At 67.5% G+C, this 12,438-nt stretch carries 10 protein-coding genes and 1 pseudogene; 8 read left to right on the forward strand and 3 right to left on the reverse strand.

The genetic code is table 11. The features are described 5' to 3' along the window. Positions 1 to 10: 10 nt before the first annotated feature. Entirely contained in the window at positions 11 to 2,392 is a 2,382-nt protein-coding gene (locus tag EC845_RS16020; RefSeq protein WP_123299211.1) for a cytochrome c biogenesis protein ResB, read from the reverse strand. Positions 2,393 to 2,683: 291 nt separating this feature from the next. On the opposite strand from EC845_RS16020, the gene yihA reads away from it, so the two are divergent. After that, positions 2,684 to 3,466, forward strand: coding sequence for a ribosome biogenesis GTP-binding protein YihA/YsxC (yihA, locus tag EC845_RS16025; RefSeq protein WP_199739826.1), 783 nt, complete (start codon positions 2,684 to 2,686; stop codon positions 3,464 to 3,466). Positions 3,467 to 3,558: 92 nt separating this feature from the next. On the opposite strand, the gene EC845_RS16030 is transcribed toward yihA, so the two are convergent. Then, positions 3,559 to 4,434 (reverse strand): lysophospholipid acyltransferase family protein, encoded by an 876-nt coding sequence (locus tag EC845_RS16030; RefSeq protein WP_123299119.1) that lies wholly within the window; start codon positions 4,432 to 4,434, stop codon positions 3,559 to 3,561. 99 nt (positions 4,435 to 4,533) lie between these two features. Continuing rightward, on the reverse strand, positions 4,534 to 5,379 hold the full coding sequence (locus EC845_RS16035; RefSeq protein ID WP_123299120.1) for a lysophospholipid acyltransferase family protein: 846 nt from the start codon (positions 5,377 to 5,379) through the stop codon (positions 4,534 to 4,536). Positions 5,380 to 5,550: 171 nt separating this feature from the next. Here EC845_RS16035 and metK point away from each other — a divergent pair, with 171 nt between their 5' ends. From metK to EC845_RS16070, 7 genes and pseudogenes are all read left to right on the forward strand, one after another. Beyond that, a complete protein-coding gene (metK, locus tag EC845_RS16040) occupies positions 5,551 to 6,732 on the forward strand; it encodes a methionine adenosyltransferase (protein WP_123299121.1) in 1,182 nt (393 codons plus the stop codon). Between the two features lie 201 nt (positions 6,733 to 6,933). Beyond that, positions 6,934 to 8,181, forward strand: a pseudogene (locus EC845_RS16045) (ATPase, T2SS/T4P/T4SS family); the annotation flags it as partial. A 49-nt stretch (positions 8,182 to 8,230) separates the two neighbouring features. After that, a complete protein-coding gene (locus EC845_RS16050) occupies positions 8,231 to 9,472 on the forward strand; it encodes a type II secretion system F family protein (RefSeq protein ID WP_123299123.1) in 1,242 nt (413 codons plus the stop codon). A 79-nt stretch (positions 9,473 to 9,551) separates the two neighbouring features. Continuing rightward, complete coding sequence (locus EC845_RS16055) at positions 9,552 to 10,496, forward strand: A24 family peptidase (RefSeq protein WP_123299124.1); 945 nt, start codon at positions 9,552 to 9,554, stop codon at positions 10,494 to 10,496. Then, positions 10,493 to 11,164 carry a dephospho-CoA kinase gene (gene coaE, locus EC845_RS16060; RefSeq protein WP_123299125.1) on the forward strand — a complete coding sequence of 224 codons (672 nt, stop codon included), beginning with the start codon at positions 10,493 to 10,495 and terminating at the stop codon, positions 11,162 to 11,164. Before EC845_RS16055 ends, coaE begins: the two co-directional genes overlap by 4 nt. 237 nt (positions 11,165 to 11,401) lie before the next feature. Next, positions 11,402 to 12,151, forward strand: a complete 750-nt coding sequence (gene zapD / locus EC845_RS16065; RefSeq protein WP_123299126.1) for a cell division protein ZapD — start codon at positions 11,402 to 11,404, stop codon at positions 12,149 to 12,151. A 42-nt stretch (positions 12,152 to 12,193) separates the two neighbouring features. Then, positions 12,194 to 12,436: a DNA gyrase inhibitor YacG gene (locus tag EC845_RS16070; RefSeq protein ID WP_123299127.1), complete on the forward strand. Its 243-nt coding sequence runs from the start codon at positions 12,194 to 12,196 to the stop codon at positions 12,434 to 12,436. The last annotated feature ends 2 nt before the right edge of the window (positions 12,437 to 12,438 follow it).

The following is a 12,438-nucleotide window of genomic DNA, read 5'->3' on the forward strand; positions in this document are numbered from 1 at the left end:
GGCCTGCCCTTCATGTCGCAGGGTGGACGGCTCCGCGCGGCGGTCCGAGAAGCTCGGGCACCAGCGCCTCAAACTCCCGGTCGGATTCGAACGAACGCCGGTTGGCCGCGTAGGCCAGGGTGACCCGGCTGCCGCCTTCGGCTCCGGGCACCACCCACGCCCACAGCCTGCGATCTCGCACGTACAGCATGGCAAAAATACCGGCGACCAGCAACAGGCAACCGAGGTAGACCAGGCCGCGGCCGGGCGTGCGCGTCACCTGGAAGATGCTCGCCTGCACCGGCTCGAACGATTGCAGCGTCAGCACGGCGGGCGCGGGATACAGCATGGCGTCGTTGAGGGCCAGCACGGCGAGCCGCAGATAGGTGTCGACGGCCTGCGGCCCCGCCGCGCCGCCTTCGCCCGGCGGGGCTGCCGCAGCGCCATCGGCCTGCCGGGCGACCTGCAGCAACTGGTAGAGCACGCCTTGCAGCATGCGCACCAGCAACGGGGTGGCCTGGGCCCTCTGGGCCATGGGCACCTGCCGCTCGATCAGCGCGGAGACCGCCTGCAGGCCGCCACCGGACCCGATGCCGGAGGCCGGCGCGAACGGCTCGGGCCTGCCCTGCTCGCCGGCGAACACCGCCAGGACACGGGCAGCCGAAGCCTCGAGTTCATGCACGGCCGCGCCGCCGCGTTCCGCTGCGGCCTGCTGTGCGTAACGCGACACGGCAGCCCGGCGCAATGCCGGATCGCCCAGGGCCTGCCAGAGCCGCCAGAAATCCTGCTGGCCATCGGGCCATTCAGGCCGGGGCCCGGGGTCGCGCAGTCCATCGACGGCCCCCGGGGGCACCGGCGGCAGCACATCGGCCGGCAGGCGCAGGTAGACGAAGTCGCTGCCGTCGGGAGGACGCACGCCCTGCAGGTAGACCTGCTGGCCGTCGCCCAGGTCGACCGGCTGCATGTAGCTGATGTAGTCGCGGGCCTGGCCTTCCGCATCGCGCAGCCGGTAGGCCACGCTCGGACCGATGTTGCGCATGCGCTGTGCCGCATCCGGCCGGGCGGCCGCACCCAGCGGCAGGCCGAGGCCGCCCAGCCGCGAGGTGTCGACGGCCCGCACGTCGACCGGGCCATCGCCGTCGGCCCGGCCGGCCGGGTCGTTTCTGCCGCCCGAGGGCGGTTGCGGCTGGGGAACGACGGGCTCCACGTTCATGACCCGCAAGCCGGTGACTTCGAGCGTCCACGGCGGCGGGGCAGCGGGAACCCCGTTGCCGCCGGCCGCCTCCGTATTCGAATCCGGCTTCGCATGCGGAAACGGCTGCTGGATGCCGACGGTCGCGGCGATATCGAAGCCGTCACGGGCGCGATCGAGCGGCTGGGCCCGCAACGCCAGGGCCGATCCGCCGTCCTCGAAACTCGACTGGAAGACCTGCACCCCGCGCCAGGCGGCCGGATGGTTGACCTCGATGCGTTCGGCCCGTTGTTCACCGGTGGCGCGGTCGTGGAAAACCACCTCGCTGGCGAACAGCTTCGGCATACCGGTGGGGTAGTAGTCCACGATGAATCGGCGCAGTTCGATCGCAAACGGCAAAGGCTGCAGCACGACGCCATCGGGCCGGTTGAGCAGGGCCGTGCTGGACTGCGTGCCCTCGGCCACGGCGATCGTGCCGCGGAAGCTGGGCGTCGATTCGGACAGGCGATGGGTGGCAGGCACCTCCGCGACCAGACCGCCGCCCCCATAGGCCGAAACGCCCTTGAACGCCATCGCGGCCCGCACGGCCAGATCGCCGTCGAACAGACCTCCCACGCAAATCAGCACGATGGCACCGTGCGTGGCCACATAACCCAGTTTGCGGGCGCCGCCCTTCTGTGCAGCGACCAGCCAGCCGGAACCCGATCCGGCGGACACCGGTGCACCGGTTTGCACGGACGGCAAGTCTCGCTCCCGGGTACGGACCCGCCAGCCCCGGGCGCTCAGGGCCTGGGCCAGCGCCTGCGCCTGAGCGCCCGGGTGCTGTCCGGACTCTGCGGTGGTCTGCTGGCCAAAGGACCGGAGACTCTGGATGCGAATGTCGTGCTTGAAGGAACGCCAGTCCGCCAGCAGGCGCGGCGCAGTGCGATAGATGCACAGGCTGGTGCTGGCGACCAGCAAGGCCAGCACCGCCAAAAACCACCAGGCGCTGTAGACCGCATACAACCCTGCAGCGTCGAAAAGCGGGGCCCAGAACGGACCGAAGCGATCGATGTAGCTGACCGGGGACTGCCCCTGGGGCAGCACCGTCCCGATCACGGCGGCGATGCAGATGAGCGTCAGCAGCGCAATGGCAAAACGCATGGACGAGCACAGCTCGACCGCCACGCGCCAGGCGGGCGGTCCCCGGCGCGGCTGCAGGCCCTGGGAAAGAACGGACATGAAAGAAAAAATGGAACGGCGATCGGGGACCGGCACAAGCCGTATGGCCGGTGCGTCGCACGGCGGCCTGCCCCAGGGCAAACCGATCGATGCAAGATGAATGCCAGGCCGTCGAGTCTGCCACGTCGTGGACCGGAAGGCATGTGGCGGGCGCAAAAAACCAACGGCTGGGCCCCCTCTTCTAAAATACAGGGTCCAAACAAGGCATTCATGACCAAGACTCCCTCCACCGCCCACGGCAAGCAGCATCTCTACGCCAAGTCCACCCACAATCCCGAGAAGGTGGCGGCCATGGGCTGGATGCACACGGCCCGTTTCCTGACGACGGCGCCGCAACTCGAATTCCTGCCGCCGCACGAGTACCCCGAGATCGCTTTCGTCGGACGCTCGAATGCCGGCAAATCGACCGCGATCAACACGCTCACCCAGCAGAATCGCCTGGCCTTCGCGTCCAAGAAACCCGGGCGCACACAGCACATCAACCTGTTCTCGCTGGGCAAGCAGGGCATCACCGACGCCGTGCTGGCCGATCTTCCCGGCTATGGCTACGCAGCCGTGCCCAAGGAAGCCAAGATCCGCTGGCAGCGTGTCATGGCCAACTACCTGATGACGCGCGAGAACCTGCGCGGCGTGGTGCTGATGTGCGATCCGCGCCTGGGCCTGACCGAGCTCGACGAACTGCTGCTCGAAGCGATACGCCCTCGCGTCGAGGAAGGCCTGAAGTTCCTCATCCTGCTGACCAAGTCCGACAAACTCACGCGCGCCGAGGCCACCAAGGCCCTGTCCATCGCCCGCCTGCAGGCCGGTGGCGGCGAAGCCAAGCTGTTCTCGGCCATGAAAAAGCAAGGCGTCGACGATGCCGCGCTGCTGCTGTGGCAATGGACCCACGAGTGGACCCAGGAAAGCCAGGAGGCCGCCCAAGCCGCGGCCGATGCCGCCGGGCAGGAGCCGGAAGATGCCGAAGCTGCGGATGCGGATGCGGATGCGGATGCGGATGACGGGCAGGATGTCGCGGCCACCGACGACAGCGCCGCACCGGACAACACCACCGAGCAACGCACCGACCCGAGCTGAAACGCACGCGCATCGCGCTGCGCCTGCCCCCCGGGCGGGGCGCTTCGCGGCGATCGGACGGCCGGCCCGTCGGCCGGACGGCCGTCCACCGGTCAATAGAAACCGGCGTCGCCCTCCGGGCGGGTCTTGAAGCGTTTGTGCACCCAGTAGTACTGCGACGGTGTCTTGCGGATCTCGGCCTCGAGCCGCTCGTTCATCAGCCGCGTGTCCGCCTCGGCATCGTCGGTGGGATAGTCGCTCCAGACCGGCGAGATGTGGATGTCGTAACCGGTGGGCGTGAGCCGCGCGATGAGCGACACCACCTGCGCCCTGCCCAGGCGTGCAAAACGCGGCAGGGACGGCACGGTGGCCGTCGGCACGCCGAAGAACGGCACGAACAGCGACTCGCTGCGACCAAAGTCCATGTCGGGCAGCAGATACAGAAAACCGCCCTTGCGCAACAGGCTCACCACCGGTTTGACGCCCTCGTCCCGCGCCAGCATCTTGACGCTGCCGAAACGCAGCCGCCCGGCCTTGATCCACTCGTCGGCGACCGAATCGAGCTGGCGTGCGTAGATGGTGATGTAGTCGCGCGGAATCCAAAGCGACAACGCCACGGCGCCTGCATCCAGGCCGAAGAAGTGCGGACAGAAGGCGATGGTCGGCTGCTGCGGCGTGGTGGGCTTGAGGGCTGCGACGTCACCCGAGAACTTGAGGCGCTTTTCGAGCGTGCGCGGCGAGGCATGCCACAGCCAGCCCCGATCCAGCGACGACTGGCAGAACTTGACGAACACGTCTTTGGCCAGGGCTTCGCGCTCGGCTTCGCCTTTCTCGGGAAAACACAGGCGCAGATTGGTGCGCACGATGTGCCGCCGCTTGGCCAGGAACAGGAACAGCACCCGCCCCACCAGCCAGCCGAAGCCACGAATCCACGACAGGGGCAGACAGCCCAGCGCACGGAGAAAAACGATCAGCAGACGTGTGGCCATGCAGCAAACAGAATAAATAGGAGCGAAAAACGGAGGTGTCGTTCGAAAAAACCGACGCTATTGTCCCCCAGGCGCGGTGCCTGGGCGCCTTTCATGGATCTACAGCCGGCGCGGCTTCTTGTAGCGTTCGTAGCCCCACATGTACTGCTGCGGACGCTGGCGGATCAGCGCTTCCATGGCGCGGTTGATCTGGCCGGCGGCCACGGCGATGTCGTCGTCCAGCCGTTCGCCGCCCAGCATCTGCTCGAAAGCATGCACATGCACGCAGAAGCCGCGGCCCCACGACAGACGCTCGCCCCAGGCCAGCAGCACACGCGTGCCGGGCACCTGAGCCAGGCGGGCCGACAGCGTCATCGTGTAGGCCGGCTTGCCGAAAAACGGCTGCCACACGCCCATGCCCTCGGGAGGAACCTGATCCGGCAGCAGGCCCACGGCTTCGCCCTTGCGCAGCGCCTTGATGAGTTGCTTGACGCCGGCCAGCGTGGTGGGCACGGCCTCGAGTTCGCCGGGCCGCTGACGCGCGTTGTCCACCAGATCGCGCAGCCACTGCTTGCGCGACGGGCGATAGAGCACCGTGATGGGGCCGTGCTCGGCCGCGTAGACCCGGCCGAAATTCTGCGCCGTGATCTCGAAACAGCCCAGGTGGGGCGTGAGGAACAGGATGCCCGCGCCGTCGCGATGCGCCTGCTCGATGAGCTCCACGCCCGTCCAGCGCACCCGCACGGGCCGGCCACGCCACAGGCGGGGCAGTTCCAGCAGCATCTTGCCGGACTGCCCCACGGCAGCGACCACCTGCCAGAAGCCATAACCCGCCAGACGGGCGTTGTTCAGGAACTGGTAACGGTATTTGGGCGAGGCGGCCAGGGTGATCCAGCCACAGAGCCAGCCCATGCCGTGAACGGCCCACAGGGGCAAACGCGACAACACTTCAAACAGGGTATTCATAAATGGGCAAAAAAACGCGGCTGACGATCAGCGCTAGAATATCCGTGTCGCCGAGTTAACCTGAGCAACTTGCGGGGCGACGTTAAACCTACACCGCTAAAGCGTTCGCCTCAGTCAGCTCTTTGTGCTGCCGGCCAACGCCCAGGCCAGCAAGACTAGGAGTTTATTCAAATGGCGAGCGATTTCCTCTTCACTTCGGAGTCCGTTTCCGAGGGACATCCCGACAAAGTCGCAGATCAGATCTCCGACGCTATTCTCGACGCGATTTACCAGCAGGATCCCAACAGCCGTGTCGCAGCCGAAACGCTGTGCAATACCGGCCTGGTGGTCCTCGCCGGCGAGATCACGACCGGCGCCAACGTGGACTATATCCAGGTGGCGCGAGACACCATCAAGCGCATCGGCTACGACAACACCGACTACGGCATCGACTACAAGGGCTGCGCGGTGCTGGTGGCCTACGACAAGCAGAGCCAGGATATCAAGCAGGGCGTGGACGCGGCCAGCGACGACGAACTCAACACCGGCGCCGGCGACCAGGGCCTGATGTTCGGTTATGCCTGCGACGAGACGCCCGAGCTGATGCCCGCGCCCATCTACTACGCACACCGCATCGTCGAACGCCAGGCCCAACTGCGCAAGGACGGCCGCCTGCCCTTCCTGCGTCCCGACGCCAAGAGCCAGGTGACGATGCGCTACGTCGACGGCAAGCCGCACAGCATCGACACCGTGGTGCTGTCGACCCAGCATCACCCCGACCAGTCCGAAACGCCGACCAAGATGAAGGCCAGCTTCATCGAATCGGTGATCGAGGAGATCATCAAGCCGGTGCTGCCTGCCGAATGGCTGCAGGAAACCCGTTTCCTGATCAACCCCACGGGCCGCTTCGTCATCGGCGGACCGCAAGGCGACGCCGGCCTGACGGGCCGCAAGATCATCGTCGACACCTACGGCGGCGCCTGCCCCCATGGCGGCGGCGCATTCAGCGGCAAGGATCCGACCAAGGTCGACCGTTCCGCAGCCTACGCGGCACGCTACGTGGCCAAAAACATCGTGGCCGCCGGGCTGGCCCGCCAGGCCCAGATCCAGGTCTCGTACGCCATCGGCGTGGCACGCCCCATCAACATCACGGTCTACACCGAAGGCACGGGCGTGATCTCCGACGAGCGCATTGCAGCGCTGGTCAACGAACACTTCGACCTGCGTCCCAAGGGCATCATCCAGATGCTGGACCTGCGCCGCCCGATCTACGAAAAGACCGCGGCCTACGGCCACTTCGGCCGCGAAGAGCCCGAATTCACCTGGGAACGCACCGACAAGGCCGCATTGCTGCGCGCTGCTGCCGGCCTGTAAGCGGCACCGGCCGCCGCCGGCCCGCCCTGCTCGAGCCCTGGCCCTTGCCAGGGCTTTTTTGCGTCCGCACCAGAATTACCGGAAGTGGCAAACAGCCGCCGCTAGCATGCCGTGCTTGCCCGCAAGCCAGCCATGCCCGAAGCCCCTTCCTCTTCCCCCCAACCCGGGCTGCCGGCCGACCCCGCCTCGCTCGACCTGCAGTTCGCCTTCGGTGAAGCCGCCTTGCAGGCCGAGAACCTGCACGAGCTGCCGCCCGAGGTACCGCTGCTCGAAGCCAGGGCCGGCGACGCACCGATCGCCCGCTTCCTGCACCATGTGCTGCTCGAGGCCGTTCGGCTGGGCGCCTCCGACCTGCATTTCGAGCCCTACGAACACCACTATCGGGTGCGGCTGCGCATCGATGGCGAACTGCGTCACGCGCTGAGCCCTCCCGTGCTCATCAAGGACAAGCTGGCTTCGCGCATCAAGGTCATGTCCCGGCTCGACATCGCCGAAAAACGGCTGCCGCAGGACGGCCGGCTCAAGCTGCGCATCGATGCCCTGCAGACGGTGGAGCTGCGCGTGAGCACCCTGCCCACGCTGCATGGCGAAAAAATCGTCATCCGGATCCTCGACGGTGCCAGCACCCGACGCGGCATCGCCGCGCTGGGCTACGAACCGGCCGACCAGGCCCGCCTGCTCGACGCGATCGCCCATCCCCACGGCATGATCCTGGTGACCGGCCCGACCGGCTCGGGCAAGACGGTCTCGCTTTACGCCTGCCTGGAGCTGCTCAACCGACCGGGCGTCAACATCTGCACGGTCGAGAATCCATCGGAAATCGGCGTGCCGGGCATCAACCAGGTTTCGGTGAACGACAAGGCGGGACTGGACTTCGCCACCGTGCTCAAGGCCTTCCTGCGCCAGGATCCCGACGTCATCATGCTCGGCGAGATCCGCGACCCCGAGACCGCGGACATCGCGATCAAGGCAGCCCAGACCGGCCACCTCGTGCTGAGCACGCTGCACACGCACGATGCGCCGGCCGCCGTCACGCGGCTGCTCAACATGGGCATCGCGGCCCACAACATCGCCGCCAGCATCGTGCTGGTGTCGGCTCAACGGCTGGCCCGGCGGCTGTGCCCGGACTGCCGCCAACCCGCCGACGTGCCACACCAGGCCCTGCTCGACGCCGGTTTTTCGGCCGCCGAGCTTGAAGAAGACTGGCAGGTGTACCGGCCCCTGGGCTGCGCGGCCTGCACGCTGGGCTACAAGGGCCGCATCGGCTTTCATCAGGTGATGCCGCTGAGCGAAGCCACGCAGCGCATCGTGCTGTGCGGCGGCAGTGCGCTCGACATCGCCGAGCAGGCCGCGCGCGAAGGCATCCCCACGCTGCGTGCCGCCGGACTGCGCAAGGTCCGCCAGGGGCTGACCTCGCTCGAGGAAGTCCTGGCGCTGACACGGGCCTGAGGCCAAACGGTCCGAAACGCGCCCCGCCCCACTCTCTTCCCGACACGACATGACGGCAACCTCCTCTCTTCGCAACGATCCGAACGGCCGCAAGCCGGTCGCGCGGCTCTATGACTGGCAGGGCCAGGATCGCGCGGGCCGGCCGGTGTGCGGACAGATGCGTGCGGATCTGCCCGAACAGGTCGAGGCCCGGCTGCTGCGCCAGGGCATCACCGGAATCCGCATCGGCCGCGAGGACCGGCGCTGGCACCGCCGTATCCGGCCCCAGGCCATCGCAGTCTTCACCCGGCAGCTTGCCGCGATGCTGCAGGCCGGCATTCCGCTGCTCCAGAGCATCGCGATCATCGCGGGCAGCCATCCCGGCACCGCCCTGTCACGGCTGCTCGATACCCTGCGCAGCGACCTCGAAGGCGGCGCCTCGCTCTCGTCGGCTTTTGCACGGCATCCTCGGCAATTCGGTCCGCTTTACTGCAGCCTGGTGGCTGCGGGCGAAACGGCCGGCCGCCTCGACACCCTGCTGCGGCAGCTCGCACGCCATCTCGAGAAAACCGAGGCCATCCAGTCGAAGGTGCGCACCGCCATGGCCTATCCGGCCACGATCGTCGCGGTGGCTGCGACCCTGGTGGCCGTCATGATGGCCTGGGTGGTGCCGGCCTTTCAGCAAATGTTCGACGGCATGGGCGTGCCCCTGCCCTGGCCGACCCGCCTGGTGCTGGGCGCAAGCCTGTGGCTCGCCGATGCCCTGGGCTGGCTTGCGGCAGCGGTGCTGGCGGCAGGCCTTGCCGGCCGGACCCTGCTGCGACGCAGCCCGGCGCTGCGGCAGGGCCTGGCGCGGCTGGTGCTGCGCCTGCCGGTGGCAGGGCCCTTGCTGCGCCTTGCGGTACTGGCGCGCTGGGCCCGCACGCTGGCCACGCTGTTCTCAGCGGGCGTGCCGTTGGTCGAAGCACTCGACGATGTCGCCAGCGCGGCGGGCAGTCCCCCCTACGAGCAGGCGACCCGCCGCATCCGCGACGACGTCGCCCAGGGCAGCAGCCTGGCCGCGGCCTTGAGCCGCTGCGGTCCCCTGTTTCCCCCTCTGATGCGGCAAATGGCCGTGATCGGCGAGGAATCGGGTGCGCTCGACACCATGCTGGACAAGGCCGCGGACTTCTACGAGCAGGCGGTCGACGACCGCGTGGCCGGTCTCTCGGCCATGCTCGAACCCGTGATCATTCTGGTCCTGGGCGCGCTCGTCGGCGGCCTGGTTCTGGCGCTGTACCTGCCCATCTTTCAACTGGGCGCTCTGGCGTGAGCGCAATGCCACTAACATCGGCACTGTCGGCCACCCCGGGCGTCCCGTCCCCCCTCTCATCCCTACAAACGGTTCCCCCATGCTGCATTCCCCCTGGATCGACGGCGGCCTTGCCGCACTGATCGGCTTGCTGATCGGCAGTTTTCTCAACGTGGTGATCTACCGCACACCGGGCATGATGTACCGGGCCTGGCTGGACGAATCGCTGCAGGCCTTGGGCGAGGAGCCCGATGCGACCGGCACGAGCCTCTGGCGCACGGTCTTCGGTCCGGGCAGCGCGCCGCCGGCCGGGCTGGCCGAAGGTGCGCGGCAAGCACAGACCCGTCTCGACGCCCTTCCCCGCCTGAGCCTGTCGAAACCCCGCTCGCACTGCCGGGCCTGCGGTCACACCGTGCGCTGGTATGAAAACATTCCCCTGCTGAGCTACGCCCTGCTGCGCGGGCGCTGCGGCCATTGCGGCCAGGCCTATGGCCTGCGCTACCCGGCCGTCGAACTGCTGACCGGCCTGCTGTTCCTGTACTGCGGATGGCGCTGGGGCATCAGTCCGGAAGGCGCGCTGTGGGGCCTGTTCTGCGCCTTGCTGGTCGCGCTGGCGTTCATCGACTGGGACACCACCCTGCTGCCCGATCACCTGGTGCAGCCTCTGCTGTGGATCGGACTGATCGGGTCGGCCTTGGGCCTGACCGAGACACCGCTGCCGCATGCCCTGTGGGGCGCGATTTCGGGTTACCTGTCGCTGTGGCTGGTGTGCGCGGTGTTCCAGGCCGTCACCGGACGCCAGGGCATGGGCCATGGCGACTTCAAGCTGCTGGCCGCATTGGGCGCCTGGCTGGGGTGGCAGGCCCTGGTGCCCATCGTGCTGCTGTCGTCGGTGGCCGGCGTGCTGGGAGGACTGGCCCTGCACCTGAGCCATGGACTGCGTGCGGGCGGCTACTTCCCCTTCGGTCCCTTCCTGGTGGCCGCCGGGCTGGCCACGCTGGTGCTGGGTCCTTACCTCGGCACGCAAGCCCTGCTGATTCCATGACTGACCACCAGACACCCGAGCAGCCCGCTCACCCTTTGAAAACACGGCATGTGCCGCCCCGCATCGGCCTGACCGGCGGCATCGGCAGCGGCAAAAGCACGGTGGCCGGCATGCTGGCCGACCGGGGCGCTGCCGTCATCGATGCCGATGCGATCTCGCGCGGGTTGACCGCCGTCGGCGGCCAGGCGATCGAGCCGCTGCGCGCACGCTTCGGTGCCGGCGTGATCGATGCAGACGGTGCCCTCGACCGCCCCGCCATGCGCCGGCGCATGCTCGACGACCCTGCGGCCCAGGCCGCGCTCGAAGCCATCGTGCATCCCCTCGTGCGCCAGGAAATCGAACGCCGGGTGCAGGCCGCCGTCGAGGCGAAAGCCCCCTGCATCGTGCTCGATATCCCCTTGCTGGCGGAATCCGCAGACACCTGGCGAGGGCGGCTGGATCACATCCTGGTGGTGGACTGCAGCGAAGCCACCCAGGTGCAGCGTGTCATGGCTCGCAGCGGCTGGCCGGAAGCCACGGTGCGGGCCATGATCGCCCGGCAGGCCACGCGAGCGCAGCGGCGCGCCATCGCCGATGCGGTCGTGTTCAACGACGGCATCGGGCTCGAAGCACTGCGAAAAACCGTCTTGGCTGCTGTCCTACAGTGGGTACCCAGCTTGGCACTATGATGTTCACCACCCCAGTCACACGGGCTGGGGCTGGCGCGCACAGCCAGTTGTGCGGCCAGTCGATGCTGCATTTTTTGCGTACTGCACATGCGCCGGCCAGCCTGGGCCGTCGACGCCGCCGCAATTGACTGCACAATACTGGACATGCGGTGCGCAGCCTGTGCGGAGCCCCCGCCGGGCTGCAGCCAACCTGGGTATCCCTCTTCTCGCGCCCCATCCAAGATGCCTAGCCTAACGATGCTGTACGAATTTCCTTTCAACGAACGCATACGCACCTACCTCCGGCTCGAGCACTTGCTGCGTCGCCTGAGCGTCCTGGTACCGCGCGAACAGCCGCTCGACCATCATTACGCGCTGGCTACGATGTTCGAGATCATCGACGTCTCGGCGCGCCCCGACCTGAAGACCGATCTGCTCAAGGACCTCGAGCGTCAGAAGCAGATCCTGAACGCCTACCGGGACAATCCGCATATCTCGCAAGCCACGCTCGACGACATCATCGGGCAGCTCGAAGGCTGTTTCACGGCGCTGCACGAGCAGACCGGCAAGGCCGGCCAGGAGCTGCTCGAGCACGACTGGCTGTCCACGCTGCGCAGCCGGTTTGCCATTCCCGGCGGCACCTGCGAGTTCGATCTGCCCGTCTACCACGCCTGGCAGCACCTGCCCCCCACGCGCCGCATTGCCGATCTCGAGCGCTGGGCGCAGTCGCTGGCCCCCTTGGCCGAGCCCGTCTACATGCTGCTGCGCCTGCTGCGCGACGCCAGCGGCTGGCAGAAAGTGGCAGCGGTCCGCGGCGTTTTCCAGCAGAATCTACCCCAGGGTCGCACCTTTCAGCTGCTGCGGCTGCGCATGGATCCGAACACCCATCTGGTGCCGGAAATGAGCGGCAACCGGCTGTTGGCATCGGTGCGTTTCCTGGAAACCACTGAAACCGGTCACCTCAAGCCCTGGGCCGGGGATGTGAACTTCGAAATCGCGCTCAGTTGAGCGCCGACGCGCGAACGCGCTCTTTTTTTCTGCTTTCCAGACATGTCAGCGACCGAATCGTCCCCGTCCGCCCCGTTCGCCCAGCAAACCGTCAAGTGCCCCGGCTGCGGTGAACAGTCGGTGTATGCGACCAGCAATCCCTACCGGCCGTTCTGCAGCGCGCGCTGCAAGAACTTCGATCTGGGCGCCTGGGCGAATGAAGAGTTCCGCGTGCAGGCGGTCGAGAATCCCGAAGACGACGGCGAAACCGAGGGTTCAACGGCCACCCCGGGCCTGCCGCACTGATT

Origin of the sequence: Comamonas sp. BIGb0124 (assembly GCF_003752175.1) — a bacterium.
Taxonomy (GTDB): domain Bacteria; phylum Pseudomonadota; class Gammaproteobacteria; order Burkholderiales; family Burkholderiaceae_C; genus Comamonas_F.

Coding starts and splice junctions, on each gene's coding strand:
- EC845_RS16035 (WP_123299120.1), bottom strand. CDS start 5,379: ATGAATACCCTGTTTGAAGTGTTGTCGCGTTTGCCCCTGTGGGCCGTT.
- coaE (WP_123299125.1), top strand. CDS start 10,493: ATGACTGACCACCAGACACCCGAGCAGCCCGCTCACCCTTTGAAAACA.
- EC845_RS16050 (WP_123299123.1), top strand. CDS start 8,231: ATGACGGCAACCTCCTCTCTTCGCAACGATCCGAACGGCCGCAAGCCG.
- EC845_RS16020 (WP_123299211.1), bottom strand. CDS start 2,392: ATGTCCGTTCTTTCCCAGGGCCTGCAGCCGCGCCGGGGACCGCCCGCC.
- zapD (WP_123299126.1), top strand. CDS start 11,402: ATGCTGTACGAATTTCCTTTCAACGAACGCATACGCACCTACCTCCGG.
- EC845_RS16070 (WP_123299127.1), top strand. CDS start 12,194: ATGTCAGCGACCGAATCGTCCCCGTCCGCCCCGTTCGCCCAGCAAACC.
- EC845_RS16030 (WP_123299119.1), bottom strand. CDS start 4,434: ATGGCCACACGTCTGCTGATCGTTTTTCTCCGTGCGCTGGGCTGTCTG.
- yihA (WP_199739826.1), top strand. CDS start 2,684: ATGGGCTGGATGCACACGGCCCGTTTCCTGACGACGGCGCCGCAACTC.
- metK (WP_123299121.1), top strand. CDS start 5,551: ATGGCGAGCGATTTCCTCTTCACTTCGGAGTCCGTTTCCGAGGGACAT.
- EC845_RS16055 (WP_123299124.1), top strand. CDS start 9,552: ATGCTGCATTCCCCCTGGATCGACGGCGGCCTTGCCGCACTGATCGGC.